Origin of the sequence: Paenarthrobacter sp. NPDC089307 (genome assembly GCF_040685055.1) — a bacterium.
Classification (GTDB): domain Bacteria; phylum Actinomycetota; class Actinomycetes; order Actinomycetales; family Micrococcaceae; genus Arthrobacter.
Genome location: NZ_JBFBHE010000007.1, coordinates 24,646 through 50,197 on the forward strand (window position 1 = coordinate 24,646; position 25,552 = coordinate 50,197).

The 25,552-nt window shown below is 64.6% G+C and carries 21 protein-coding genes; 5 read left to right on the plus strand and 16 right to left on the minus strand.

What is annotated here, in order from left to right:
* Nucleotides 1–23: 23 nt before the first annotated feature.
* On the plus strand, nt 24–2,660 hold the full coding sequence (locus AB0N72_RS17170) for a trehalase-like domain-containing protein (RefSeq protein ID WP_363933352.1): 2,637 nt from the start codon (nt 24–26) through the stop codon (nt 2,658–2,660).
* A gap of 20 nt (nt 2,661–2,680) precedes the next feature.
* On the opposite strand, the gene AB0N72_RS17175 is transcribed toward AB0N72_RS17170, so the two are convergent.
* From AB0N72_RS17175 to AB0N72_RS17200, 6 genes are all read right to left on the minus strand, one after another.
* Entirely contained in the window at nt 2,681–3,607 is a 927-nt protein-coding gene (locus AB0N72_RS17175; protein WP_363933354.1) for an AEC family transporter, read from the minus strand.
* A 218-nt stretch (nt 3,608–3,825) separates the two neighbouring features.
* The gene (panD, locus tag AB0N72_RS17180; RefSeq protein ID WP_026267226.1) at nt 3,826–4,257 is read right to left on the minus strand and encodes an aspartate 1-decarboxylase; all 432 of its coding nucleotides are present in this window, start codon (nt 4,255–4,257) and stop codon (nt 3,826–3,828) included.
* Nucleotides 4,258–4,283: 26 nt separating this feature from the next.
* Nucleotides 4,284–5,792 (minus strand): rhamnulokinase family protein, encoded by a 1,509-nt coding sequence (locus AB0N72_RS17185; RefSeq protein ID WP_363933357.1) that lies wholly within the window; start codon nt 5,790–5,792, stop codon nt 4,284–4,286.
* Complete coding sequence (locus AB0N72_RS17190; RefSeq protein ID WP_363933359.1) at nt 5,789–7,831, minus strand: bifunctional aldolase/short-chain dehydrogenase; 2,043 nt, start codon at nt 7,829–7,831, stop codon at nt 5,789–5,791. The genes AB0N72_RS17185 and AB0N72_RS17190 overlap by 4 nt, the downstream gene beginning before the upstream one ends.
* Before the next feature lie 11 nt (nt 7,832–7,842).
* Nucleotides 7,843–9,009, minus strand: coding sequence for an L-rhamnose isomerase (gene rhaI / locus AB0N72_RS17195; RefSeq protein WP_363933361.1), 1,167 nt, complete (start codon nt 9,007–9,009; stop codon nt 7,843–7,845).
* On the minus strand, nt 9,006–9,407 hold the full coding sequence (locus AB0N72_RS17200) for an L-rhamnose mutarotase (RefSeq protein ID WP_363933363.1): 402 nt from the start codon (nt 9,405–9,407) through the stop codon (nt 9,006–9,008). The genes rhaI and AB0N72_RS17200 overlap by 4 nt, the downstream gene beginning before the upstream one ends.
* A gap of 123 nt (nt 9,408–9,530) precedes the next feature.
* On the opposite strand from AB0N72_RS17200, the gene AB0N72_RS17205 reads away from it, so the two are divergent.
* Nucleotides 9,531–10,547 carry a LacI family DNA-binding transcriptional regulator gene (locus AB0N72_RS17205; RefSeq protein WP_363933364.1) on the plus strand — a complete coding sequence of 339 codons (1,017 nt, stop codon included), beginning with the start codon at nt 9,531–9,533 and terminating at the stop codon, nt 10,545–10,547.
* Here the strand turns inward: AB0N72_RS17205 and AB0N72_RS17210 are convergent, their stop codons facing one another.
* From AB0N72_RS17210 to xylA, 7 genes are all read right to left on the minus strand, one after another.
* Entirely contained in the window at nt 10,548–11,444 is an 897-nt protein-coding gene (locus tag AB0N72_RS17210) for an aldose 1-epimerase family protein (protein WP_363933366.1), read from the minus strand.
* Entirely contained in the window at nt 11,441–12,976 is a 1,536-nt protein-coding gene (gene araA / locus AB0N72_RS17215; RefSeq protein WP_363933368.1) for an L-arabinose isomerase, read from the minus strand. The genes AB0N72_RS17210 and araA overlap by 4 nt, the downstream gene beginning before the upstream one ends.
* 57 nt (nt 12,977–13,033) lie before the next feature.
* The gene (locus tag AB0N72_RS17220) at nt 13,034–13,741 is read right to left on the minus strand and encodes an L-ribulose-5-phosphate 4-epimerase (protein ID WP_363933370.1); all 708 of its coding nucleotides are present in this window, start codon (nt 13,739–13,741) and stop codon (nt 13,034–13,036) included.
* Nucleotides 13,738–15,480, minus strand: coding sequence for a ribulokinase (araB, locus tag AB0N72_RS17225; protein WP_363933372.1), 1,743 nt, complete (start codon nt 15,478–15,480; stop codon nt 13,738–13,740). The genes AB0N72_RS17220 and araB overlap by 4 nt, the downstream gene beginning before the upstream one ends.
* Nucleotides 15,481–15,654: 174 nt before the next feature.
* Nucleotides 15,655–16,638 (minus strand): LacI family DNA-binding transcriptional regulator, encoded by a 984-nt coding sequence (locus AB0N72_RS17230; protein ID WP_363933847.1) that lies wholly within the window; start codon nt 16,636–16,638, stop codon nt 15,655–15,657.
* A gap of 69 nt (nt 16,639–16,707) precedes the next feature.
* Entirely contained in the window at nt 16,708–18,138 is a 1,431-nt protein-coding gene (xylB, locus tag AB0N72_RS17235) for a xylulokinase (RefSeq protein ID WP_363933373.1), read from the minus strand.
* Between the two features lie 86 nt (nt 18,139–18,224).
* Nucleotides 18,225–19,412 carry a xylose isomerase gene (gene xylA / locus AB0N72_RS17240; protein ID WP_363933375.1) on the minus strand — a complete coding sequence of 396 codons (1,188 nt, stop codon included), beginning with the start codon at nt 19,410–19,412 and terminating at the stop codon, nt 18,225–18,227.
* A 141-nt stretch (nt 19,413–19,553) separates the two neighbouring features.
* On the opposite strand from xylA, the gene AB0N72_RS17245 reads away from it, so the two are divergent.
* The 3 genes from AB0N72_RS17245 (at nt 19,554) to AB0N72_RS17255 (ending at nt 22,154) form a co-directional block, all read left to right on the plus strand.
* The gene (locus AB0N72_RS17245) at nt 19,554–20,759 is read left to right on the plus strand and encodes an ROK family transcriptional regulator (RefSeq protein WP_363933376.1); all 1,206 of its coding nucleotides are present in this window, start codon (nt 19,554–19,556) and stop codon (nt 20,757–20,759) included.
* A 100-nt stretch (nt 20,760–20,859) separates the two neighbouring features.
* Nucleotides 20,860–21,939 (plus strand): YihY/virulence factor BrkB family protein, encoded by a 1,080-nt coding sequence (locus AB0N72_RS17250; RefSeq protein ID WP_363933378.1) that lies wholly within the window; start codon nt 20,860–20,862, stop codon nt 21,937–21,939.
* Nucleotides 21,940–21,950: 11 nt separating this feature from the next.
* On the plus strand, nt 21,951–22,154 hold the full coding sequence (locus AB0N72_RS17255; protein ID WP_363933380.1) for a hypothetical protein: 204 nt from the start codon (nt 21,951–21,953) through the stop codon (nt 22,152–22,154).
* Nucleotides 22,155–22,264: 110 nt separating this feature from the next.
* Here the strand turns inward: AB0N72_RS17255 and AB0N72_RS17260 are convergent, their stop codons facing one another.
* From AB0N72_RS17260 to AB0N72_RS17270, 3 genes are read right to left on the minus strand one after another with little or no spacing between them, the layout of a single operon-like run.
* Nucleotides 22,265–23,107, minus strand: coding sequence for a sugar phosphate isomerase/epimerase family protein (locus tag AB0N72_RS17260; protein WP_363933382.1), 843 nt, complete (start codon nt 23,105–23,107; stop codon nt 22,265–22,267).
* Nucleotides 23,104–24,318, minus strand: a complete 1,215-nt coding sequence (locus AB0N72_RS17265) for a dihydrodipicolinate synthase family protein (RefSeq protein WP_363933383.1) — start codon at nt 24,316–24,318, stop codon at nt 23,104–23,106. The genes AB0N72_RS17260 and AB0N72_RS17265 overlap by 4 nt, the downstream gene beginning before the upstream one ends.
* A complete protein-coding gene (locus AB0N72_RS17270) occupies nt 24,318–25,487 on the minus strand; it encodes a Gfo/Idh/MocA family oxidoreductase (protein ID WP_363933385.1) in 1,170 nt (389 codons plus the stop codon). The genes AB0N72_RS17265 and AB0N72_RS17270 overlap by 1 nt, the downstream gene beginning before the upstream one ends.
* Between the last annotated feature and the right edge of the window lie 65 nt (nt 25,488–25,552).

Here is a 25,552-nt window from a genome sequence, read left to right on the forward strand (position 1 = left end):
TATCCGCGTCGGAAGGACCCGCTATGCCTGCGCATCTGAACCAATCAGTCGCCGATTCAGCGTTGCTGATGAACTCGCTTCCGCTTGGCCTGCTGAGGACGGTTCTCCAATCCGACGCGCAGAATGGCATCACTCCTGAGCTGTTCTCGGAGCTCAGGGTCCTGGCGCGGGTTCCAGGTCTCCTTGTTGCGTGCAATTACGGGGGCACGCTCTGCTCAGCCGAAGGCGTGTCCACCGAAACGTTGCCCCTGGACAGTGCTGCGGTGGCTCTGCGTGCGCTCGCGGCCCTGCCCAACACCCACGCTGCCATCATTTCCGGCCGGTCCTTGCGTGACCTGGCGGCCGTGTCCCGCCTTCCCGCGGAGGTTCACTTGGTGGGCTCGCACGGGGTGGAGTTCGACATGGGCTACGCCTACACCCTTTCCCTCGCCACGGAGCAGCTGCTCCAGCAGGTGGCCACGGCACTCACGGAGGCGGTCGGTTTCGAGAAGGGCATCAGTGTTGTCCGCAAGCCGGTAGGGGTGGGCGTCCATACCCGGCCCGCGACGCCGGAGGTGGTGGACCGCGTGAGGTTCGTCGCCCAGAAGATCGCCATCGAGTTCGGGATGTACTTCATCGTGGACGGATCGGTCCTGGACCTCACAGTGGAGGAGCCGGCCAAGGGCCAGGCGCTGGAGCAGTTGCGCGCCCGGCTCGGCGTTAGCGCCGCACTGTACGCCGGCGATGCCGAAAGCGACGAGAAGGCACTCGCCACCCTGCGCGGCCCCGACCTTGGGCTGCACGTCGGGCCAGGGAGCACGACGGCGGCCCACACCATCCCGGACCCGGAAGCCTTTGCGCACGTGCTGGCTTTGTTGTTCGAGCTGCGCAGGGCGTGGTTGTTCGGTGAGGACGCAGTGGGTTTGGAGCGGCACTCGATGATCGGCAACGGAACGTCGACGGCCCTGCTCACCCCGGATGCGAAGGTGTGTTGGATGAGCCACCCCTTGCCGGATTCGGGGTCGTTGTTTGCCCATATCCTCGGTGGGGACCCCGCTGGGCACTTCAGCATCGAACCGGTGAAACCTTCGCCCGTGTTGGCGCAGCGCTATGTGGACAACACCATGATCGTGGAGACCCGTTGGGCCGATGTCACCGTGACGGATTACCTTGAACCCGCGCCGGAAGGAATCACCAGCCTGGTCCGGGTCTTGTCCGGCACAGGTTCGGCCCGGGTAGTCTTCGCTCCGCGGCCCGACTACGCCACCGCGCCGTTCAGCATGGAGATTCGCGGTGACGAGGTACATATCCTCGGTACTTCCGATCCCATCATCCTGTCCGCTCCGGGCGTCGCCTTCACCATCAGCAGCGACGGCCGGTATGCCACAGCCACCGCGGTGGTCCCCCTCGGTGATGGGCCCGTGGTCCTGAACATGCGCTGCGGGGATACTGAGCCGCCGCCCGCGGACCCGGCCGGTGAACCCCACCGCCGTGCCGCCGTCGGGCTTGTCATGCGGGAGTGGGTCAAGGCGCTGCAGCTGCCCACCATGAAACCATCATTGGTGCGGCGGTCCGCCCTGGTGCTGAAATCGCTGGTCCATGAGCCGACGGGCGCCGTCCTCGCAGCCCCCACGACGTCCTTGCCGGAAGGAATTGGCGGGACGCGCAACTGGGATTACCGCTACTGCTGGCTGCGCGATGGGTCCATGACGGTCAACGCGCTGGTGTCTTTGGGTTCCACCGATGAGGCCGATGGGTTCCTGGGGTGGCTGGGCCGGATTCTGGAGAACGCGCCTGGGCCTGAATGGCTGCACCCCCTGTATTCGGTCACGGGTGCGCCGCTCTCCACTGAGGCCATCGTGGAGAGCCTGCCCGGTTATGCCGGGTCCAGGCCGGTCCGGATCGGCAACGCAGCGGACCACCAGGTACAGCTGGACGTGTTCGGGCCCATCGCCGAGTTGATCAGTGACTTGGCCGAGCGGCGGAACTTCCTGCCCGATGAGCACTGGTTCCTGATGGAGGAAATGGCGCATGCCGTCATGGCGCGCTGGCATGAGCCGGACCACGGCATCTGGGAGGCCCGCCGCGCGCCCCGGCACCACGTCTACACCAAGACGATGTGCTGGGTCACGCTGGACCGGGCCTTGCGGACGGCGGCCCTGCACGGCCGTACGCCCCACGCCGACTGGGCGCCTGAGGCGGCCACCATCCGTGCCGAAGTTCTCAGCGAGGGGTGGGACTCGGCGGCGCGCTCATACACGGTGGCCTATGACAGCCCCGACCTTGACGCTGCAGTCCTTCACATCGGGCTATCGGGCCTCTTGGACGTCCAGGACCAGCGGTTCCTGGATACGGTCACGGCCGTGGAGCGCGAATTGCGGGTGGGCCCCACCGTTTTCCGGTACAGGTACGACGACGGCCTGCCGGGTTTGGAGGGCGGCTTCCACATCTGCACCACTTGGCTGATAGAGGCGTACCTGGCTGTGGGCAGGTTGGACGATGCCCTGGAGTTGTTTAACCAGCTGGTGGCATTGTTCGGCCCCACTGGCTTGCTTCCGGAGGAGTACGATCCCGCCACGGAAACACATCTGGGCAATCACCCGCAGGCATACTCGCACCTGGGTTTCATCCGCTGCGCGCAGCTCCTGGACCATTACCTGGCCAGCGCGGACGTTGAGTAACCCGATTTGAGGGGCCAGCTTTAGGTAAGCAGCAGCGCGACGGCGATCATGGCCGGGACCGCCACGATGATGGTGATGAGCACGGTGTCCTTCGCTACCGTGATTCCCGCCTGGTAACGGTTGGCGGCCACGAAAACGTTCTGCGCCGTGGGCAACGCTGATGTCACCACCACGGCGAAGAGTGCGTGCCCGTCCAAGCCCAAAGCGAACCGGGCGAACAGGTAGGCGACCAGTGGATGGACGATGAGTTTGAAGCCGCTGGCCAGCAGGGTGTCCAGCCGGCGTCCGGATGATTTCTGCAAGGGCCGGGATCCGTTCAGGCTCATGCCGAAGGCCATCAGCATGGCAGGAATCGCGGCTCCGCCGATCAAGTGGATGGGCTCTAGAAGGAGCGTTGGAACCTGGAAGCCGGTTCCAGCCACCAAGAGGCCCAGCGCCGAGCCCACGATCATGGGGTTCCTGACGATCATCAGCACGAAGCGCAGGGGAGTGGTCCGGTGCGAACTGGTACTGGCATCCAGGGCCATCAGGTACATCGGTGTGAAGAACGCGAGCTGGAAGATCAACAGCGGTGCCACATAGCTCGCATCTCCCAGAACGAACACGGCGATCGGAATGCCGAGATTGGCGGAGTTCGCCAAAGACGCGCTCATGGAAGACATGAGGGCTTCGGGCATGGTGCGCTTCAACCAGAACTTCACGATCAGGAAGAACAGCAGGCCCGTGATCACAGCACCCACGGCCGTAACCAGGAGGGGCGCGGCGAAGACGTCGTGCAGTTTAGCCTTGCTCAACGTCTCAAAAAGGAGCGCCGGGCTCGCCACGAAGAACGTCAGCGAGCTCAGGACTGACCTTGCGTTCTCCCCAAGAACGTTGCGGCGGCCAACGAACATGCCAACCAGAATGATGGCCCACACTACGAAGAACCCGGAAAGAACGCCGATCATGGAGCGGTATGGGCGCGGGTTCGTCGGGTCACGAAAACCAGCCTAGCGGCTGGCAGCCCGCGAGTAAGCGTTTTCTGCGCGTGGTTCCGTCATGTGGACATGGAGTTTTTGTACACCTAATGACCCTAAGCGGCCCTTTTAAGGGCGTTAGCTGTACAAAAACTACGACGCCGGGACCCAGGTGGGAGCCGACGTCGAGCGTTATGTGTGTGGCTGGGTCAGCTCAGGTGGGCTGCGTTGCTGAGCGCGTGCGGCGGGCGCATAAGTCCCGGCGTGTGACCTTCGGCGGGGTCGTTGCCGAGCTGCAAAATCTTGTTGTCCTTGCCCACGTGGACAACCCTGGGCTCGTACGCCCGGGCCTCTTCCGTGGTCATTTCCGCATACGTGATGAGGATGACCGTGTCACCCACGTGGACCATATGCGCAGCTGCGCCGTTGATTCCGATCACGCCGGAACCGCGCTCGCCCGCAATGGTGTAGGTCTCCAGCCGGGCGCCGTTGGTGACATCCACGATCGAGACGAGCTCGCCGGGCAGGATGTCGGCCGCGTCCAGGAGGTCCAGGTCGACAGTGACCGAGCCGACGTAGTGAAGATCGGCATGGGTCACCGTTGCGCGGTGAATCTTGGACTTGAACATTGTGCGGATCATAGTGCGTTCAGTTTAGCGCGGGAGGCTCACCCGGCGCTGTGACGTACCAGACGTTCAGCCAACGCCGGTTCGTACCGCACCAGCTCGGTGCCGGCGCTTACCAACGCCCGGAGCTCAGCCAAGCCCCCACTCACCACACCCGCTGCCCTTGCCTGAACCAGGACATTGCCCAGCGCAGTGGCTTCCACCGGACCAGCCACCACGGGCTTTCCCGTAGCCTCCGCCGTCAGCTGGCACAGGAGCCGGTTCTGCGAACCGCCACCTACGACGTGCACCACGCTGGTGCTGCGGCCGGTAAGCCGTTCGGCGTCGGCCAAGGTGCGGGCGTAACCGGCAGCCAGGCTGTCCATGATGCAGCGCACGACGGCGTCGGGCCGGTCCGGGAGCACCTCACCGTTGTGCCGCACGGCTGCGCGGATGCGTTCGGGCATGTTGTCCGGGGCGGTGAAGGCGGGGTCGTCGACGTTGATCTGGGGACCCCCGGGAGGGAGCGCGGCGGCAGCGTCGAGTAAAGCGGGCAATGATTGGCTGAATCCTTGAGCCGCCCAGGAACGCTGGCATTCGCTCAGCAACCACAGCCCACCCACGTTGCGCAGGTACCGGATGGTTCCATCAACGCCGCGTTCGTTGGTGAAGTTGGCCTTGCGGCTGGCTTCCGTGAGCACAGGGTGGTCCAGCTCCACGCCAACTAAGGACCAGGTGCCGGAGGAGATGTAGGCGAAGTCTTCCTGAAGGGCCGGGACTGCTGCCACGGCTGACGCGGTGTCGTGCGAACCAACTGCGACCACGGTGGTGTCGGCAGGCAGGCCTGTACGTTCGGCGATGGCAGGGAGCACTACACCCACTGGATCGCCGGGCTGGATGAGAGGCGGAAAGATGTCCCGGGGCAATCCCAGTGCGTCCAGGAAGTCAAAGGCCCAACTACCGGAGACGGCATCGAACAAGCCCGTGGTGGAAGCGTTGGTGGCCTCGGTTCGACGTTCTCCCGTGAGCAGGAACGCGATCAGGTCCGGAATCATCAACGCCTGCAGCCCCGCCAAGGAAGGCTCGGCTGCCAGCTGATACAAGGTGTTGAACTGCAGGAACTGAAGTCCCGTGACGGCATAGAGCTTCTCCGGCGGGATCACGGCATGCACGCGCTCAACAGTGGCCCGGCTGCGCTCGTCCCGGTAGCTGAACGGCGCCGAAACAAGCTGCCCCGAGGAATCCACCAGGCCATAGTCCACAGCCCAGGTGTCGATACCGAGGCTCACAATGCGCTCGCCGTTCGATGCTGCCACAGCAGCCGCAGCGGTCAATCCCTTGAGCACCTCAGCGAACAGGGCATCGAAGGCCCAGCGGAGGCCGCCGTCGAGCTCTACTACCCCGTTGGGGAAGCGGTGGATCGTCTCGAGGGCCACACCCGAAGTGGGCGAGACCCGGCCGAGCATGACGCGGCCGGAGGAGGCGCCGATATCGACGGCGGCGAACACCTTGCGGGGAAGCGCCGCCCCGGCGTGGGCCGGGACGGCATTCGCCGGGAATCCGGTGGTCATCGCAGGAAGGCTGCTGCGACGCCGGCGTCCACGGGGATATGGAGGCCGGTGGTGTGGGAGAGCTCGTTGCTGGTGAGCACGGACGCCGCGTTGGCTACGTGTTCGGGCAGGACTTCGCGCTTGAGGAGCGTGCGCTGGGCGTAGTACTTGCCCAACTCCTGCTCGTCCACGCCGTAGACCGCGGCCCGCTTGGCGCCCCAACCGCCGGCGAAGATGCCGGAGCCACGGACCACGCCGTCTGGGTTGATGCCGTTCACGCGGATGCCATGGTCCCCGAGCTCCGCGGCGAGCAGCCGGACCTGGTGTGCCTGGTCCGCCTTGGTGGCGGAGTACGCGATGTTGTTGGGGCCGGCGAAGACGGAGTTCTTGGAGGAGATGTAGATGATGTCTCCGCCCAGGCCCTGATCGATCATGACTTTCGCCGCGGCCTTGGACACCAGGAACGAGCCCTTGGCCATGACGTTGTGCTGGAGGTCCCAGTCCTTCTCCGTGGTTTCGAGCAGCGGCTTGGAGATGGACAGGCCGGCGTTGTTGACCACCAGGTCCAGGCCGCCGAACGCGAGCACGGCCTCTTGGATGGCAGCGGCGATTTGCGCTTCGTCGGTCACGTCCGTCTGGACGCCGATTGCGACGTCGGATCCGCCCAGTTGCTCGGCGACGGCTTGGGCGTTCTCCAAGTTGAGATCGGCAATCACCACGCACGCGCCGTCGGACGCCAAGCGGGTTGCGATTGCCTTGCCGATACCCGACGCCGCGCCGGTCACCAGCGCGATGCGGGTGGCGTGGGATTTGGGCTTCGGCATCCGGGCGAGCTTGGCTTCTTCCAGCGCCCAGTACTCGATACGGAATTTCTCGGATTCCTCGATCGGGGCGTAGGTGGAGATCGCCTCCGCGCCGCGCATCACGTTGATGGCGTTGATGTAAAACTCGCCGGCCACGCGAGCAGTCTGCTTGTCCTTGCCGAAGGAGAACATGCCCACGCCCGGAACCAGCACGATGGCCGGGTCCGCGCCGCGCAGTGCAGGTGAATCGGCGTCCGCATGGCGGTCGTAGTAGGACTGGTAGTCCTTGCGGTAGTCGGCGTGCAGTTCCTTGAGCCGGTCCACGGACTCTTCAATGGAGGCGTCCGCCGGCAGGTCCAGGACCAGCGGCTTGACCTTGGTGCGCAGGAAGTGGTCCGGGCAGGAGGTGCCCAGCGCAGCCAGACGCGGGTGCTCGGTTGCGGCAAGGAATTCAAGTACGACGGCGTCATCGCTGAAGTGCCCCAGCTGCGGCTTGTCCGTGGAGGCCAGGCCGCGGATCACCGGTGCCAGGGCTGCTGCTTTGGCGCGTCGTTCGGTTTCCGGGAGTGCGGCGTAGCCGGGGAGTGCGGGGCCGAAGGGCTCGGCTTTGCCGTTCTCTGCGATGTATTTTTCGGCCTGGTCGATGATCCACAGCGAGTTGGCCTCAGCCTCTTCGCTTGTGGCGCCCCACGCCGTGATGCCGTGGCCACCCAAGATGGTGCCGATCGCCTGCGGGTTGGCTTCCTTGATCGCGGCGATGTCCAGGCCCAGCTGGAAACCGGGACGACGCCACGGAACCCAGACAACCTTGTCCCCGAAGATCTTGGACGTCAGTGCCTCGCCGTCCACCGCCGTCGCAATCGCGATGCCCGAGTCCGGATGCAGGTGGTCGACGTTTGCCGCGTCCACCAGGCCGTGCATGGCGGTGTCGATCGACGGCGCCGCGCCGCCCTTTCCGTGGAGGCAGTAATCGAACGCGGCAACCATTTCGTCTTCACGCTCGACGCCGGGGTAAACGGACTTGAGCGCCTGCAGCCGGTCCAGCCGGAGTACAGCGAGGTTCTCCGCTTTCAGCGTGCCGAGGTCGCCGCCGGAGCCTTTCACCCAGAGGAGCTCGACGTCCTGGCCCGTGACGGGGTCCTTCTCGATCCCCTTGGCGGAGGTGTTGCCGCCGGCGAAGTTGGTGTTCCGCTTGTCCGCGCCGAGACGGTTGGAACGGGAAATCAGGTCTTCAACAGTGTTGGCTGTGTTCTGCATGTTCATGCCTCTTACGCGCCCCATCCGGCTTGCTGGCCGCCTGCGCGGTCCTCGTTGATTTTCTTCTGGTATCCGCTGGCCTTGTAGGCGGCCATCGGATCGGCGGGCAGGCCGCGGGATTCGCGCCATTCGGCCAGGACCGGGCGGACGTCGGTGTAGAAGGCATCGTTGAAGATGCCGTTGGCGGCCAGGACATCCCCGGCACGCTGGGCCTCGTTCAAAGCGGCCGTGTCCACCAGCAGGGCGCGGGCCGTCATTTCCTGGACGTTCAGCACCGAGCGGATCTGGCCCGGGATCTTTTCTTCCAGGTTGTGGCACTGGTCCAGCATCAGCGCGACGCCGGACTCTTTGCCGAAGCCGCCGCCGCGGATGACCTCGTGCATGATGCGGAAGAGCTGGAACGGGTCCGCCGCGCCCACTATCAGGTCGTCATCGGCGTAGAAACGGGAGTTGAAGTCGAAGGAACCCAGCTTGCCCAGGCGCAGCAGCTGCATCACGATGAATTCTATGTTGGTGCCGGGCGCGTGATGGCCGGTATCCAGGCAGACAAAGGCCTTCTCGCCCAGCGCCAGGGTCTGGGCGTAGGAGGTGCCCCAGTCCGGAACATCGGTGTGGTAGAAAGCCGGCTCGAAGAACTTGTACTCCAAAACCAGGCGCTGTTCATCACCCAGGGCAGCGTAGATCTCCTGAAGGGATTCGGCGAGGCGATCCTGGCGGCCACGCATATCGTCCTGGCCTGGGTAGTTGGTGCCATCGGCCAACCAGATCTTCAAATCCTTTGATCCGGTGGCATGCATGATCTGGATGCACTCGAGGTGGTGGTCGACGGCGCGGCGGCGCACCGATTCCGTGGAGGAGGTCAGGGAGCCAAATTTGTACTCGTCGTCCTGGAAGGTGTTGGAGTTGATGGTCCCCAGGCCCACGCCCAGCTCTTCGGCGTACTCCTTCAACGCCGCGTAGTCATCCACTTTGTCCCAAGGGATGTGCAGCGCCACAGTAGGAGCCAGCCCCGTCAGCTCGTGCACCTTTGCGGCGTCGGCGATCTTTTCCTGCACGGTGCGCGGCGTACCCGGCGTGCCGAAGACCTTGAACCGGGTCCCCGAATTTCCATAGGCCCAGGACGGCACTTCGATGGCCAGTTCTCCCAGGCGGCCCAGGGCCGATTCTATGGTGTTCATGATTGTTCCTTCTGGTGTCCGATGGTGCTGTCTGTATGTGCTGGCGCGGCGTCGTTAATGACGACGCCGGATGTGGCCAGTTGGTCTTCCAGGTTGAAAACTTCCTCGACGATTTCGAAGCCTTGGTCCGGAGGGACATCGCTGTCAGCAAACAGGGTGGCCATCCCGGCCTGCCAGCGGGCGTTGACTTCCGTCAGGGCCATTCGAGCCTGTGCCGCTGCGTAGTCATCGCATTCCAGGTAGCCGATAAGTTGACCGTCGGGGGCCAGGAACAGGGAGTAGTTGTTCCACCCGGAGGCCTTGAGGGCCTGCAACATTTCCGGCCATACGGCAGCGTGGCGGCGCTTGTATTCGTCCATCAGCTCCGGCTGGACGGAAGAGCGGAAACATACCCTCATGCGGTTCTCCGGGTTACTCGTCTTTGAATCGTTTCATTTGTTACGATTCAAATTACCCTCGGAATGCGAAGGGTGTCAAGGCGTTTCCACTCCCTTGACTTTCAGCCAGCGAGAACGGAAAGCATGTCCCAGACAGCCAGCATCAAGGACGTTGCCAACCACGCCCACGTAGCCGTGGGAACTGTTTCCAACGTGCTGAATTATCCGGACAGGGTTTCCCAAAGGACCAAGGAACGCGTCCTCAAATCAATCGCCGAACTCGGGTTCGTACGGAATGACGCCGCCCGACAACTCCGTGCCGGGCAAAGCCGGACCATCGGGCTTATTGTGCTGGACGTCGGAAACCCGTTCTTCTCCTCGGTGGCACGCGCGGCCGAGGATGCCGCAACCGCGCTGGGCAGCGTGGTGTTGGTGGGGGACAGCGGCCAGGATGCTTCGCGGGAGGCGCACTACATGGACCTGTTCCAGGAACAACGGGTCCAGGGCCTGCTCCTTTCGCCTGTAGGAGACGTGGAGGCCCGGATCGATACCCTCAGGGAGCGCGGGGTCCCCACCGTCCTGGTGGATCAACTCGCCGATACCGAACGCTGCAGCTCGGTCTCCGTGGATGACAAGGAAGGCGGATATTTGGCCGCCAAGCACCTGCTGGACCTGGGCCGCCGTCGTCTGGCCTTTGTTGGCACCCCCTCCATCCGCCAGGTGTCCAGCCGACTTGAGGGCGCGCAGCGTGCGGTGGCGGAAGTCCGGGATGCGACCATCGAGGTTCTCGACTCGGCAGGGCAAACGGTCCTGGCCGGACGACAGGTGGGGAACGCGCTGGTGGAACGGGATCCGGCGGAGCGGCCCCAAGCCGTCTTCTGCTCCAACGACCTGCTGGCCCTTGGTGTCATGCAATCGCTGACCATGCTGCGGACTGTCCGGATTCCCGACGACATCGCCCTCATCGGCTACGACGACATCGATTTCGCCATCTCCGCCGTCGTGCCCTTGTCCTCGATCCGCCAGCCCACCGAAGCCTTGGGGCGTACCGCCGTCGAGCTCCTTGCGGAAGAGCAGGAGAGCAACGGAACCAAGCACCGCGCCGTCGTGTTCACCCCCGAACTCGTGGTCCGCCAAAGCACCGCCGGCGCAGAAAGTTAGCTACAAGGCGTAGATGCTCCAGGCCGCCACGTGCTCGGTTCCGGGCTCCAGCCGGACCAGGTCCGTGCCGCTGTTGAAAGCATCGGGCGGGCAGGTCATGGGCTCCACGGCCAGCCCCAGGCGGTTGGGCAACGGTTCCGGCTTGTCGGCGGTATGGATCTGCAGCCACGGGCAGCTTTCGTCCCAGGACATCCCGACGCCGCTGCCGGCCGGGTCCCGCAGCGACAGTCGCGCCAGCCCGGCGTCGAAGCTGATGTCCGTGAAAGCGTGGTCGATTTCGGTGGTCCCGATGGCGCGCGCGGAACGGAAGTCGAAAGCGTGGCCTTCCACCGGCTCCAGCGAAACGGGCAGGAGCCGGTCGGGGGTGACCTCAAGGTACCGCCCGGCCGGGGCTTCCAGGATCCAATGGTCCAGCGGAGACGAACCGGCCACCAAGTACGGGTGCGGGCACACGCCGTAGGGCGCCGCGACATCAGCGGCGTTACGTGCGGTCACGGTGGTGTGGAGGCCGGCGTCGTCCAGCACATACTGCGCCGAGAGCTCCAGGACGAACGGGTAGCCCTCGGTGGGACCCACCGTGCAGCTCAGGGTGAGCGAACCGGCGTCGGCCTCTTTCAGGGTCCAGTCGAGCGGAAAGGCGAGGCCGTGCAACGCCGTTTCCCGCTCGGTTTCGTTCACGGGAAGCTGGTACTCGACGTCGTCGAACACGTACCTGCCATCAGCGATCCTGTTCGGCCAGGGTGCGGCGATGATGCCGCGGTAGTCCGGGATCGGGCCACCTTCGGGAAACGGGACCACGAGGTCGCGGCCTTCGAACTGCAGCACCCGCAGTGCGGCGGCGCGGGCAGCCACAACAGCCGTGTAGCCGCCCGCGCTCAGCGTGAATTCCGTGCTCACAGGCCGCCGGCCAGCTTGTAGTAAGCGGCGTTCCAGGCGAGTTCCTTCTTGAACTGCTTGATGGTGGTGTCCTCGTCGATGGTCAGGAGCTCGGTCTTGGCGATCTCGGCGAAGTCCTCGAACACGTCCAGGCCCACCTGCGTGGACAGCACCGTGTGGTGTGCGGCGCCGGCGGTGAGCCACGCCGCTGCCGATGTGGCGAAGTTTGGCTTGGGCTCCCAGAGGGCACGCGCTACCGGCAGGTTCGGGAGCGGCTGGTCGAGGTCGACGACGTCCACGGCGTTTGCCACCAGGCGGAACCTGTCGCGCATATCGGACAGCGCGACGACGACGCCGGGGCCGGCATCGGTATCGAACACCATGCGGACCGGGTCCTCCTTGCCGCCGATGCCCAGCGGGTGGATCTCAACGCGGGGCTTCCTGGCTGTCAGGGACGGGCAGACCTCGAGCATGTGCGCACCCAGGATCTTCTCGGAGCCCGGCTCGAGGTGATACGTGTAGTCCTCCATGAGCGAGGCGCCGCCGGGCAGCCCGGAACCCATCACCTTTGCGGCGCGGACCAGGATGGCGGTCTTCCAGTCACCCTCGGCGCCGAAGCCGTAGCCATCGGCCATGAGCCGCTGGACAGCCATGCCCGGGAGCTGGCGCAGTTCGCCGAGATCCTCAAAGGACGTGGTGAACGCGGCCGAACCGTTGGCTTCCAGGAAGCTGCGCAGCCCCAGCTCGATCCGGGCGCTGTACCGCAGCGACTCGTGGCGGGCGCCGTCTTTCTGCAGTTCCGGAACCACCTCGTAGAGGCGCTCGTAGTCGGCAACCAGGGCGTCGACGTCGGACTCTTCCGCGCCGTGTACGGCGTCGGCGAGCTCGTTGACCGACCAGGTGTTCACCGATACGCCGAAGCGCAGCTCGGCCTCGGTCTTGTCGCCTTCGGTGACGGCGACGTTGCGCATGTTGTCACCAAAACGGGTCAGTTTCAGGGTGCGGACCGCTGCCCAACCTGCCGAGGCACGCTGCCAGGCGCCCACCTGGCGGGCGACCTCCGGGTTGCTGACATGCCCGACGACGGTCTTCCGCGGCACTCCGAGGCGCGACTGGATGTAGCCGAATTCGCGGTCGCCGTGGGCTGCCTGGTTGAGGTTCATGAAGTCGAAATCGATGTCGGCCCACGGGAGGTCGCGGTTGGCCTGGGTGTGCAGGTGCAGCAACGGCTTGCGCAGCGCATCCAGCCCCTGGATCCACATCTTGGCAGGGCTGAACGTGTGCATCCACGCGGTCACCCCGATCACGGAATCATCCGAATTCGCTTCCAGCGCGGTGCGGCGGATGGCATCTGAATCGGTGAGGACGGGCTTCCACACGAGCTTCACCGGCACATCAGTGGCCGCGTTCAGGACGTTGGCGATCTCCTGCGACTGTGCGGCGACCTGCTTCAAGACGTCCTCGCCGTAAAGGTGCTGGCTGCCGGTGAGGAACCAGACCTCGTACTGCCCCAAGGACGTGGAGTTGGCGGAGGTGTTGTTGGCGTTGGGCATTTCGTGGCTCCTGGGTGAGGCTCTGGGAGTAAGCGGTTGGCTGGTTGTACGGTCCGCTCAGCGGCCGTAAACGTTCTGGTATCGGTCGTACAGGGACTCGATCTTGGCTTGATCGATGGGCAGCGGTTCCCCAAGCTGGCGCGAAATATGGACGGTCCTGGCCACTTCTTCGCACATCACTGCGGCCTTGACGGCGTCGCGTGCGGACTTGCCGATGGTGAACGGGCCGTGGTTCTGCATCAGGACCGCCGGTGAGTTGGAGTTCTTCAACGTCTCCACGATCCCCTGGCCGATTGAGTCGTCCCCGATCAAGGCGAACGGTCCAATCGGGATGGGCCCACCGAATTCATCGCCCATCATGGTGAGCACGCAGGGAATTTCCTCGCCGCGGGCCGCCCACGCCGTGGCGTAGGTGGAGTGGGTGTGCACTACGCCGCCTACCTCGGGCATATGCCGGTAGACGTAGGCGTGCGCGGCGGTATCGGAGGAGGGCGAGAGATCCGGGTTGCCCCAGTCGACCGTGCCGCTGCTGCCGGTGTTCATGCCCCGGACCGGTGTGCCGTAGAGGTCGGTGACCACCATGAGCTCCGGAGTGAGGTCGTCGTACGAAACTCCCGACGGCTTGATGACCATCAGGTCGTGGCCGGGAATGCGGCCGGAGACGTTGCCCGCAGTCCAGACGACCAGCTGGTAGCGGGTCAGTTCTGCGTGTAGTTCGCAGACTTCCCTGCGGACTTTTGCGATGGTGTCCAGGAGCGCGCTCATGCGGACACCCGCTCTGCGGCATCGGAGGAGGAGTTCGACGCCGGTTCGGCCACCCCGCCGCCGCCCTGCGCCTGACGCTGGATGGCCTTGAGGCGGTGCATGACGTTGTTGGTTCCGCGGCCGAAGTAGTCGTGAAGGGTGCGGTACTCCTGGAAGAGGACCTCGTACGCGGCGACGTTCTCCGGAATGGGCGTGTAGACGGCCCCCGGCGCAGCAGCCATGGACGCGGCGGCTTCCCGGATGTCCGCGTACTTCCCGGCAGCAACGGCGGCGTGGATGGCCGATCCCAGCGCCGGGCCCTGCTCGGAACCGATGGTGGAGAGCTGCAGGCCAGTGATGTCGGCGTAGACCTGCATCAGGAACTTGTTCTTCAAGAGTCCGCCGGCCACGATGAATTCCTTGACCGGCACACCGGAATCGCGGAACGCGTCAACGATCGTCCGGGTGCCGAATGCTGTGGCTTCCAGCAAGGCCCGGTAAATGTCCTCGGGCTTGGTGGCCAGAGTCTGTCCCACTACTACGCCGGAAAGCTCGTGGTCCACCAGCACGGAACGGTTGCCCGAGTGCCAGTCCAGGGCAATCAGGCCGTGCTCACCGATGGCCTGCTTTTCCGCGAGTTCCGTGAGGTATTCATGGATGCCCAGGCCCTTCTCTGCTGCTGCCTGGTGGTATTCGGGAGGGACACCGTTCTTGGTGAACCAGCCAAAGATGTCGCCAACACCGGACTGGCCTGCTTCGTAGCCCCACAGGCCGTCCACAATGCCGCCGTCGACCACGCCGCACATGCCGGGGACCTCGCGCAGGACATCGCCGTTCATCACATGGCAGGTGGAGGTGCCCATGATCGCGACCAACTGGCCGGGTTCCACGGCATTCGCAGCCGGCGCGCTGACGTGGGCGTCCACGTTGCCCACGGCCACAGCGATTCCCGCCGGCAGTCCGGTCCACGCCGCGGCCTCTTCCGTGAGGTAGCCCGCGGCGTCACCCAGGCGTCCGATGGTGTGCTCCAGTTTACTGCTGACAAAGTCCTTGAAATCCGGGTTAAGGGCTGCCAGGAAATCCTCCGACGGGTACTTGCCGTCCTGGTAGATGCCTTTGTAGCCGGCCGTGCAGGCGTTGCGGACGTAGCTTCCGCAGAGTTGCCAGACGATCCAGTCGGCTGCCTCCACCCAGTGCTCCATGGCTCCGTAAACTTCCGGGTCTTCTTCAAGAAGCTGCAGGCCCTTGGCGAACTCCCACTCGGAAGAGATCAGGCCGCCGTAGCGGGGGAGCCAGGACTCGCCGCGCTCTTCGGCCAGCTGGTTGATGCGGTCGGCCTGCGGCTGCGCAGCATGGTGGCGCCACAGCTTCACGAACGCGTGGGGGCGGTCCGCGAAGCGTTCCAGTTCGTTCAGCGGTGTGCCGTCCGCCGTCGTCGGAACCATGGTGCAGGCCGTGAAGTCGGTGGCGATGCCCACCACGTTATCGGGGTTGATGCCGGCATCGGCGACGGCGGCCGGTACAGCATTGCGCAGGACGTCGCGGTAGTCGTTCGGCACCTGGAGGGCCCAGTCGGCGGGCAGGCGGCGGCCGCTGGTGGGGAGGGTGTCGGAGACAACGGCGTGCGGGTATTCGAATACTCCGCTGCCGATCTCGGCGCCGTCCGATACGCGCACCACTACGGCGCGGCCGGACAGGGTGCCGTAATCCACACCGATGACGAACTGCTCGTCGAGCGGGTAGTTTTCTGAGGGATTCATGGGTGTCTCCATCCGGCTGGCCGAGGCCTCATTGCCGGGGGTCGGGGTGGAAAGTGAAGAAGGTCTGATGCAATTGTTAGCGCTCACAACTTTGATGTCAAGAGCAGGCCGAACAAGGGACGGAGAACGCCGCTTCGGGTGCCTCAGCTGAGCGTCATGCGGGCTCGGCCTGGCTCAGTTGTGCAGGGCTGCCGTGGTGGATCGGACCATCAGCCGTGGAGTGACGGTAGCTGCCTTGCCGATGGTTCCGCTCTCAATACGATCCAGCAGCAGGTTGATGCACCGTTGGCCGAGCTCTTCGAAATCCTGGGCCACGGTGGTCAGGGGAGGGATGAAGTAGGCCGCCTCGGGCTGGTCATCAAAGCCGACCACGCTGATGTCGGCAGGGACGTGGACGCCGGCTTCGTTGAACGCACGCAGCACTCCCAGGGCCATTTGGTCATTGGCCACGAACACAGCGGTCACTGCCCGTTCGGCTGCGATCTTCAGGCCCTCCCTGTAACCGCATTCAGCGCTCCAGTCACCCTCGATCAAGGATGCCGGTTCAATTCCTGCGGCGCCCAGGGCATCGCGCCAGCCGTCAATGCGCGCCGCGGCGTCGATCCAGTCCGAGGGACCGGAAAGGTGTCCGATTCGTCGGTGCCCCAACTCCAGCAAATGCTCGACGGCGAGCCGCGCCCCTTGGCGCTGGTCAACCGTGGCGCCTGTCAGGTGCTCATCGCCGATGGATCCCACCGCTACCAGGGGCACCTGGGCAGTAACGTCCTTGAGGACTTCGAAAGTGCCCGGATGCGGGACCGTCACCACAATGCCGTCAACGCCCTGGTCCATGAAGTGCGCAATCGCGTCCTTGATGGTTTCCGGAGTGACTTCCCGCAGGGCTGCAATACTCACGAAATAACCGGCATCCCTTGCCGCCTGCTGCACTCCTAGAAGCGTGTGCGATGGGCCGTATTGCGCCATTTCACTGCCCAGTACGCCGATGGTTTGGGAGCGCCGGGTCACCAGGCTGCGTGCGGCGGTGTTCCGGCGATAGCCCAGTTCAGTGATCGCCTGTTCCACGCGTTCGCGGGTCTTCGAGCTGACGTTGGGGTGGTTGTTCAGCACCCGGGAGACGGTTTGGTGGGAAACCCCGGCTACGCGGGCGACGTCCTCCATGACAGGAGGACGGGCTGATGCAGATTGTTCAGAGCTCACCCTGTCACGATAGAGCACTGGCTACCAGGATCAGCCGATGGCTGCCTTGGCGGCGTAATGACGATACCTCTCCAGGAATGGCGCCGTGCCCTTGCTTTCCGTGCTGTTCACGGTCAAGCCGTCCAACGACCATTCGGGCAACTGCCCCGTGAGGACACCCGCAGCTTGCCGGGCAGCGCCATCAGCAACGTATTCCCCGGGCTTGGGAACGAACACGGGCAAACCGAAGGCGGAGGCGGCCACCTGTTGGACGGCTTCGGATTGTGCACCGCCGCCCACCAAAATGATGCGCCGGGCTTCCACCCCTTGCGCCTGAAGCGCGGCCAGCCCGTCAGCCAGCGAACAGACAACTCCTTCGATCGCGGCTCGTGCGAGGTTGGCGGGCGTGTAGTTGGAAAGTGTAAGGCCGTGGAGGGACCCGGTTGCCTCGGGAAGATTGGGGGTGCGCTCACCTTCGAAATAAGGGACGAGTGTCAAGCCCCCAGCTCCTTCCGGTGCGGACAGTGCCAGGGAGCCGAGTTCGTTCAGGCTTACGTCGAGCAGGGCCGCTGTGGCATCGAAGATACGCGTGGCGTTGAGCGTGCAGGCCAGGGGGAGGTAGTTGCCTGTGGCGTCGGCAAAACCCGCCACCAATCCACTGGAGTCTTGGGCCGGAGTGTCCGACACTGCGAACACCGTCCCGGAGGTTCCAATGGAGATGACTACATCTCCGACGGCGGCGCTGACGCCAAGGCCTGCTGCGGCATTGTCGCCTGCGCCCGGGCCAATCAAAGCACCGGTCGCGGTTTTGCCGGCCGTTTCCAACGGGCCCACTACGCCGGGCAGTATGGGCACATGCCCGAGGGTGTTTTCCAAAACATCCGGAAGATATTCTCCGGTGGTGGCCGAGAAATACCCGGTCCCCGAGGCGTCGGACCGATCGGTTCGCAGGAGCTCCAACGATGCCGGCCCGCTTCCCGGCCCGCGACCGGCCAAACGCCAGGACAGCCAGTCATGCGGGAGGCACACTGCGGCCGTGCGCCGCGCATTCTCCGGTTCGTTCCGTGCGAGCCAGCGCAGTTTGGTGGCCGTCAGGGAAGCCACCGGAACTGTTCCCGTGCTGCTCGCCCAATACGTGGACCCGGCAGCTGGATCACCATCTCCGGCGTCGAGGATCAGCTCCTCGGCGTCCTGTGCGGAGCGGGTATCGTTCCACAACAGGGCCGGGCGGACCACCTCCCCGGTTTCGTCCAGGCACACCATGCCGTGCTGTTGTCCGCCGACCGAAACGGCCTCGACGTCGTCCAGCCCGCCTGCTGCCGCGATGGCTTCCTGCAGGGCTGTCCACCAATGATCCGGGTGGATCTCGGTGCCGTCCGGGTGGGAGGCCCGGCCCTGCCGGACCAGGGCGCCGGTGACTGAGTCACGGATGACCACTTTGCAGGACTGGGTGGAGCTGTCGATCCCGGCTACGAGAGGCATGCGTTGTTCCTTTGGCGAACCGCGGCCGGGCCTGCCCAGGAAGTCCTGGGACAAGCCCGGCGGCGGGGTTGCGGTGGGTTGGGTGTTTAGCGGGCGCCGAGCAGGTGCTCGATGGCCAGCTGGTTGAGGCGGATGAAAGCGAAGGAGCGTTCGGCTGCCTTGTCGGCGTCGAACGTATCGAAGGCGCTTGCGTCGGCCAGCAGGTCCGCAGTGGTTTCGCCCGCGCCCAGTGTGCTCTCGCCGAGTTCGAACACGCCCGAGGTTGCCAGGGCTTCCTGGACCTCGGAATCCGCGCGGAATGCCAGGGCGCGTTCCTTCAGCAACAGGTACATGGACATGTTGGACTTGGCGGATTCCCAGACGCCATCGTAGCCATCGGTACGGGACGGCTTGTAGTCGAAGTGGCGGGGGCCGGTGTACTTGGGGCCTCCGTTGGGGAAGCCGTTCTCCAGGAGATCCACGGTGAAGAAGGCGCTGGTGAGATCGCCGTGGCCAAAGACGAGGTCTTGGTCGTACTTGATGCCACGCTGGCCGTTGAGGTCGATGTGGAAGAGCTTGTCCGCCCACAGTGCCTGGGCGATGCCATGGGTGAAGTTCAACCCGGCCATCTGCTCGTGGCCGGTTTCCGGGTTGAGGCCCACGATGTCGCCGTGTTCCAACTGGGCGATGAACGCAAGGCCGTGGCCCACTGTGGGGAGGAAGATGTCGCCGCGGGGTTCGTTCGGCTTGGGCTCCAGGGCGATCCGCAGGCCGTAGCCCTTCTCCTTGATGTACCCGGCGGCGGTGTCCACGCCTTCCTTCATGCGGTCCAGTGCTGCGGACAGGTCCTTGGAACCGTCGTACTCGCTGCCTTCGCGGCCGCCCCACATCACGAAGGTCTCGGCGCCAAGTTCGGCGGCGAGGTCGATGTTGCGGAGGATCTTGCTCAGTGCGAAGCGGCGGATGGAGCGGTCGTTGGAGGTGAATCCGCCGTCCTTGAAGACCGGGTGGCTGAAGAGGTTGGTGGTGACCATGGGTGTCTTCAGGCCGGTCTCGGCCAGGGCTGCCTTGAAGTTCTTCAGGATGAGGTCGCGTTCGGAGGCGCTCGCATCGAAAGGAATCAGGTCATTGTCATGGAAGGTGATGCCGTACGCGCCGAGTTCGCTGAGCTTGTGTACTGCCTCCACCGGGTCCAACGCCGCGCGGGTGGCAACGCCGAAGGGGTCGGCACCGGTCCAGCCGACCGTCCAGAGGCCGAAAGTGAACTTGTCTGCAGGGGTGGGCTGCGGGGTCATGATTGCTCCTTTGCAAGGCAACGGGAAAGAGGGGAAAAACTGCGTTCCAATTAGTTTTCAATCTGAACTATATGGGGGATGATGGATCATGGTCAATGGAAGTCCGCAAGAATTTTTGAATCCGCGAGGAGGTCCCTGCTGATGAATGAGCCAACCGCGCCCGGACGCGTGGGCGACGTCCGCCGTCGAAACCTTTCCCTCGTGTTGGACTCGATCGCCAAGACCGTGGATTCCAAGCCAAGCCGCGCCCAGCTCGCCGCCGGTACCGGGCTTACCAAGGCCGCGGTCTCCAGTCTCGTGGCGGACCTTGTGGAGTCCGGCCTGGTCTCCGAGGTTGGCCTCTACCGCGACGGAGAGCGGGGGCGGCCGGGACAAGGCCTGCAGTTGAACGCCCGCCGGGGCGTGGTGGGCATGGAGATCAACGTGGATTATCTGGCTGTGGGGTTGGTGGATCTTGCCGGAAACCTCCGCTTCCACTCAGCTGTCGAGTCCCCGAACCGCGGAATGCCCCCTGCCAAGGTGATGGAACAGCTCGCGGGCCTGGCAGCCGAAGCGAAAGCGGCGGCGGAGGCCGAGGGCATTGCCATCCTTGGTGGCGGGCTGGCTGTACCTGGGCTCGTCGACGAGAAGAGCAACGTGGTGCTGTCTGCCCCGAACCTCCACTGGGAGGGTGAGCAACTGCATCCCCAGTCCCTCCTTGAGGGTGCGCCGCTTGGCGTCAAACTGTCCAACGAGGCCAACAGCGCAGCCCTCGGCGAGCTTTGGTACGGCGCAGGAGTGCCTGATTTCCTGTACGTCTCGGGTGAAGTCGGCGTCGGTGGTGGCGTGATCATCGGGTCGGAGTTGTACACCGGCCCGGGCGGATCGGCGGGGGAGCTCGGCCATATCGTGGTGCATCCGGAAGGGCCCCGATGCTCGTGCGGTGGGGCTGGATGCCTGGAGACGTTTGCGGGCCAGGAAGCCATTTTCGAAGCCGCGGGCATAGCTGGCGGAACGCTGGGCGAGCGAACCGAGGCCTTGCTCGCCGCGCTGGCGGCCCAGGAGCCGAAGGCTACCCAGGCGGTTTACGACGCCGGTCGCTACCTGGGTGTCGCGCTCGCCTCCGCTGCGCGGTTGATGGACATTGAAGCGGTGGTCCTTGGTGGGCACTTTGCCGTCCTGGGGGAGTGGCTCAAGCCGTCGTTGCTGGAGAGCTTGGAGCGCTACGCGCCGGGATTGCTGGATCCGAAGAATCTGACAGTCTCAGGCTTGGAGCATTCCGGCACGCTCCTTGGGGCCGCCGGGCAGGTAATCCGCTCGGTCATCGAGTCGCCGTTCGAGTTTCTTTTGGCGAGCAAATTGGCCTGAATCGCGGGTAAATGGGCCGGGGTCCTTCCGCGGCAATCGTCAGTATGCTTACTATTGGTGGGTCAGCTGTTCGCGCAAACTACCCACGGACGAGTGCCTCATGACTACACAAGACTCAGCCCACACCAGTACACGCAAGGCGCAGACTGCGCCTTCCCCCGAAGATTCGCGTAAGCCGGACAGTCCCAACGACCTCGTCAAGCCTACGTGGAGCTACATTGCCAAGCGCACGCTGCGCGAGTTCAGCAAGGACCAGTGCCCGGACGCAGCAGCCGGGTTGACGTACTACGCCGTCCTGTCGCTGTTTCCGGCGCTCCTGGCCCTGGTTTCCCTCCTGGGGCTCTTCGGCGACGCCGGCAAGACCACGTCAGCCATCCTTGATATCGTCCAGCAATTCGCGCCGGGCCCCGGCGTCGACGCCATGCGCCAGCCCATCGAGGAGCTGACCCGCTCCAACGCCGCAGGCTTCGCCTTGGTCTTCGGTATCCTGGTGGCCCTCTGGTCCGCCTCGGGATACGTCACCGCCTTCAGCCGGGCCATGAACCGTGTCTACGAAGTGGACGAAGGCCGCGGTTTCGTGAAGCTGCGGGGAACCATGCTCGCAGTCACCGTCGTGGCAGTGGTCGGGGCCGCACTGGTTGCCGTCATGCTGGTCCTCAGCGGGCCGGTGGCAGAGACCATCGGCGGGGTCATTGGCCTCTCCGAAGCGTTCGTGACCGTGTGGAACATCGCAAAGTGGCCGGTCCTCATCGTGATCGTGATCGCCATCATCGCCGTCCTCTACTACTTCACACCCAACGTCAAGCAGCCCAAGTTCCGCTGGATGAGCATGGGCTCGCTGATTGCGCTGGTCATCTTCGCCCTGGCCTCACTGGGATTCGGTTTCTACGTTGCCAACTTCAGCAACTACAACAAGACCTATGGCGCACTTGCAGGCGTCATCATCATGTTGTTGTGGCTGTGGATCCTGAACATGTCCCTGCTGTTCGGTGCCGAGTTCGACGCCGAAATGGAACGCGGCCGCCAGCTGCAGGGCGGCATTGAAGCTGAAGAGAGCCTCCAGCTGCCTCCGCGGGACACCAAGCGCAGCGACAAGCAGCAGGAAAAGGAAGATGAATTGGTCAGTCGCGGCGAAGAACTCCGCGAAAACCACCGCGACAACGCTGGAAAAGACAAATAGTAGGAGTGGGCATGCCCGGCGGAAAGAACACCAAGCTCAAAGCCATCAAGAATGGCGACAAAGTAGAGATCAGCGGTGAAGTTTTCCGGGTCAGTTCCGTGCAGCCCGAGACTGATTCACGGAACATCAAGCTCGAACTGCAAGGACGCGACGGCGGATCGGTCACCTTGATCGGACTGCCGAAGGCCCGCGTGGAGCTTGCCGCGAAATCCTGATGGGGCGGACCCATGACGAAGCGGGTCCCTGCCGTGACCGTGGCAGGGACCCGCTGGCTTTGGAGCGGACCTCCCGCGGAGCTTAGGGCATCCGCGGGAGGACCACGTAGTTACGCGTACGGCAGGACGAGCTCCGCGTAGCGCTGCTTCATCGTTTCCAGGACGGTGTCGCCATCCGCGTCCCAGATTTCCTGGTTGAAGATCTCGACTTCGATGTCTCCCGTGTATCCGGCGTCCCTGACCCAGGTGCCGATGGTCGCGAAGTCGATGACGCCGTCGCCCATCATGCCGCGCGACAACAGCGCGTCCGCAGCAATCGGCAGGTTGAAGTCGCACACCTGGTAGGAGGCGATGCGGTTCTCACGGCCGGCGCGTTCAATCTGCGCCTTCAGTTCCGGGTCCCACCAGACGTGGAAGGTGTCGACGGCGACGCCGACCGCCTTTGCGTCGTACGGCGCGGCAAGGTCCAGGGCCTGGCCCAGGGTGGAAATCAGCGCACGGTCCGCCGCGTACATCGGGTGCAGGGGTTCCAGCACCAGCCGGACGCCGTTTTCGGAGGCGAAGGGCACCAGTTCCTCAAGGCGGTCGGCTACGCGCTGGCGTGCAGCCACCACATCCTTCTCGCCGGGGGCGAGTCCACCGACCACCAGGAACAGCTCCTGGGTGTCCAGGGCAACGGCTTCGCGCACGGCCTCGAAGTTGTCGGCCAGTGCGGCAGCCTGCCCCTCAGGGTCTGCTGCGGTGAGGAAGCCACCACGGCACAACGAGGAAACGCGGAGTCCGGCGTCCTTGATGAGCTTGGCTGCTTTGTCGAGGCCTGCTTCGGCCACGCGGTCACGCCACGGGCCAACGGCCGGGATACCGGCGCGTGCGCATCCGTCAACAACCTCGGCAAGCGTCCATTTCTTGGTGGTGGCACTGTTCAGAGACAGGCGTGAAAAGTCCGTGCTCATGCACCCACCCCGTTGATTCGCAGGTAGTCGGACATCCGGAAGGCAGCCAGTGATGGATCCTTGAGCAATCCTGCCTTGTCCGCAAGCTCGAAAGTCTTGGCCAGGTGCAGGACCGAACGGCCCGAGTGCAGGCCGCCAACCATCTGGAAGCCGGGCTGCTTGCCGTTGAGCCAGGACATGAACGCGATGCCCGTCTTGTAGTAGAACGTCGGTGCGCTGAAGATGTGCTTTCCGAGCTCACGGGTGGAGTCCAGGATGGCGCGTCCTTCGGCGCCCTGGCCGGCGTCGTACTTCTGCAACGCAACCGAAGCGGCGGGGTAGATGGCAGCGAAGATGCCCAGCAGGGCGTCGGAGTGGTGCGCCTGGTCGCCGTCGATCAGTTCCGGGTAGTTGAAGTCGTCGCCTGTGTAGAGGCGGACGCCTTCCGGAAGTGCCGCGCGGAGCGCTACCTCGTGCGAAGCGTCCAGCAGCGAAACCTTGACGCCGTCAACCTTGTCCGAGTGTTCACGGATCAGGCTGAGGAACGTTTCGGTGGCCACGGTGACGTCGTCGGAGCCCCAGTAGCCGGCCAGGGCGGGGTCAAACATCGTTCCCAGCCAGTGCAGGATGACGGGTTGGTCCACTTCCTGGAGCAGCGTCGAGTAGACGTGCAGGTAGTCGTCCGCGCTGGTGGCCACCTTGGCCAGGGCACGGGATGCCATGAGGATAACCTTCGGGCCGGCTTCGCTCACGACGGCGATCTGCTCGCGGTAGGCGTCGATGACGGCCTTGATCCCGGCCGAGCCGTCGGGCAGGGCTGCGATGTCCAGCTGGTCGGTGCCTGCACCGCATGAAACGAGGTCGCGGACGGACTTGCCGGCGATGGCTGCGTTGCCCGTTGCCACAACGGATGCGGCCTCGGCGCCGCTGCGCTTGATGAGCTGCTGCGTTGCCGCCCAGTCCAGGCCCATGCCACGCTGCGCCGTGTCCATGGCATCGGCGACGCCCAAGCCGTAGGACCAGAGCTCATGCCGGTATGCCAGGGTAGCGTCCCAGTCGAGCTGGGCCGGGGCGCCGGGAGTGTTGTCCGCGGCGACCTCAGGGATGACGTGCGCGGCTGCGTAAGCCCGGCGTGTCGTCAGGGGCGCTGTTGGCTTGGCCCAGGACGTGGCGCCCTGGGGGCGGTACTCGCGAGTGCCGCCGTCGTCGGTGGGAAGAATCAGTGACGTCATCAGAGCGTGATCTCCGGGATGTCGATGGTGCGGCGCTCGGCCGAGGACTGCAGGCCAAGCTCGGCCAGCTGCACGCCGCGGGCAGCGGAGAGCAGGCCGAAGCGGTGTTCGCGGCCGGCGACGACGTCGCGGAGGAATTCTTCCCACTGCAGCTTGAAGCCGTTATCCAGCTCAGCGTTGGCGGGAACTTCCTGCCACTGGCTGCGGAAGGATTCGGTGACGGGCAGGTCCGGGTTCCAGACGGGCTTGGGAGTGTGGGCGCGCTGCTGCGCAACGCACTTGTTCAAACCCGCGACGGCGGAACCGTGCGTGCCGTCGATCTGGAACTCAACCAGTTCGTCGCGGTAGACGCGAACTGCCCACGAGGAGTTGATCTGGCCGATGACGTCGTCGCCACCCGGGGTTTCGAGCTCGAAGATGCCGTACGAAGCGTCGTCGGCGGTGGCCTTGTATTCCTTGCCGGACTCGTCCCAGCGTGCGGGGATATGCGTGGCGGTCTTGGCGTTGACGCTCTTGACCTTGCCGATGATGCCTTCCAGGACGTAGTTCCAGTGGCAGAACATGTCCGTCGTCATTCCGCCGCCGTCTTCCTTGCGGTAGTTCCATGACGGACGCTGGGCTGCCTGGACATCGCCTTCGAAGACCCAGTAGCCGAATTCGCCGCGGATGGAGAGGATGCGGCCGAAGAAGCCTTCGTCCACCAGGCGGCGGAGCTTGACCAGCCCGGGCAGGTACAGCTTGTCGTGCACGACACCGGCAGTAACGCCGGATTCCTTGCCGATCTGTGCCAGCTCAATGGCTTCCTCAAGGGTCTCGGCCGTGGGCTTTTCAGTGAAGATGTGCTTACCGGCGCGCATGGCCTTCTTCAACGTGGCGGCGCGAAGGCTGGTCATCGAGGCGTCAAACACGATGTCCACCGTGGGATCGGCGATGACGGCATCCAGGTCCGTGGACCATTCGGAGACCTTGTGGAGTTCGGCAAGCTCGCGGATCTTGGCTTCGTTGCGGCCGACGAGGATCGGTTCGACCTGGACTTTGGTGCCGTCTTCCAGGGTGAAGCCGCCGGCGTCGCGGATGGGGAGGATGGACCGCAGCAAGTGCTGCCGGTAGCCCATGCGTCCAGTGATGCCGTTCATGGCTATGCGGATCGTCTTTGTTTCGAAGCCCATGTTTTCTCCAGTGCCTTGTGTGCCGGTCGCTTTGCGGAAGCCGGTGCTTGCTAGAAAGATGTGGG

What these genes read in the sequence shown, in the direction of transcription:
- AB0N72_RS17170 (WP_363933352.1), top strand. Translation starts at nt 24, where the DNA reads ATGCCTGCGCATCTGAACCAATCAGTCGCCGATTCAGCGTTGCTGATG.
- AB0N72_RS17175 (WP_363933354.1), bottom strand. Translation starts at nt 3,607, where the DNA reads ATGATCGGCGTTCTTTCCGGGTTCTTCGTAGTGTGGGCCATCATTCTG.
- panD (WP_026267226.1), bottom strand. Translation starts at nt 4,257, where the DNA reads ATGATCCGCACAATGTTCAAGTCCAAGATTCACCGCGCAACGGTGACC.
- AB0N72_RS17185 (WP_363933357.1), bottom strand. Translation starts at nt 5,792, where the DNA reads ATGACCACCGGATTCCCGGCGAATGCCGTCCCGGCCCACGCCGGGGCG.
- AB0N72_RS17190 (WP_363933359.1), bottom strand. Translation starts at nt 7,831, where the DNA reads ATGCAGAACACAGCCAACACTGTTGAAGACCTGATTTCCCGTTCCAAC.
- rhaI (WP_363933361.1), bottom strand. Translation starts at nt 9,009, where the DNA reads ATGAACACCATAGAATCGGCCCTGGGCCGCCTGGGAGAACTGGCCATC.
- AB0N72_RS17200 (WP_363933363.1), bottom strand. Translation starts at nt 9,407, where the DNA reads ATGAGGGTATGTTTCCGCTCTTCCGTCCAGCCGGAGCTGATGGACGAA.
- AB0N72_RS17205 (WP_363933364.1), top strand. Translation starts at nt 9,531, where the DNA reads ATGTCCCAGACAGCCAGCATCAAGGACGTTGCCAACCACGCCCACGTA.
- araA (WP_363933368.1), bottom strand. Translation starts at nt 12,976, where the DNA reads ATGCCCAACGCCAACAACACCTCCGCCAACTCCACGTCCTTGGGGCAG.
- AB0N72_RS17220 (WP_363933370.1), bottom strand. Translation starts at nt 13,741, where the DNA reads ATGAGCGCGCTCCTGGACACCATCGCAAAAGTCCGCAGGGAAGTCTGC.
- araB (WP_363933372.1), bottom strand. Translation starts at nt 15,480, where the DNA reads ATGAATCCCTCAGAAAACTACCCGCTCGACGAGCAGTTCGTCATCGGT.
- AB0N72_RS17230 (WP_363933847.1), bottom strand. Translation starts at nt 16,638, where the DNA reads ATGGAGGACGTCGCCCGCGTAGCCGGGGTTTCCCACCAAACCGTCTCC.
- xylB (WP_363933373.1), bottom strand. Translation starts at nt 18,138, where the DNA reads ATGCCTCTCGTAGCCGGGATCGACAGCTCCACCCAGTCCTGCAAAGTG.
- xylA (WP_363933375.1), bottom strand. Translation starts at nt 19,412, where the DNA reads ATGACCCCGCAGCCCACCCCTGCAGACAAGTTCACTTTCGGCCTCTGG.
- AB0N72_RS17245 (WP_363933376.1), top strand. Translation starts at nt 19,554, where the DNA reads ATGAATGAGCCAACCGCGCCCGGACGCGTGGGCGACGTCCGCCGTCGA.
- AB0N72_RS17250 (WP_363933378.1), top strand. Translation starts at nt 20,860, where the DNA reads ATGACTACACAAGACTCAGCCCACACCAGTACACGCAAGGCGCAGACT.
- AB0N72_RS17255 (WP_363933380.1), top strand. Translation starts at nt 21,951, where the DNA reads ATGCCCGGCGGAAAGAACACCAAGCTCAAAGCCATCAAGAATGGCGAC.
- AB0N72_RS17260 (WP_363933382.1), bottom strand. Translation starts at nt 23,107, where the DNA reads ATGAGCACGGACTTTTCACGCCTGTCTCTGAACAGTGCCACCACCAAG.
- AB0N72_RS17265 (WP_363933383.1), bottom strand. Translation starts at nt 24,318, where the DNA reads ATGACGTCACTGATTCTTCCCACCGACGACGGCGGCACTCGCGAGTAC.
- AB0N72_RS17270 (WP_363933385.1), bottom strand. Translation starts at nt 25,487, where the DNA reads ATGGGCTTCGAAACAAAGACGATCCGCATAGCCATGAACGGCATCACT.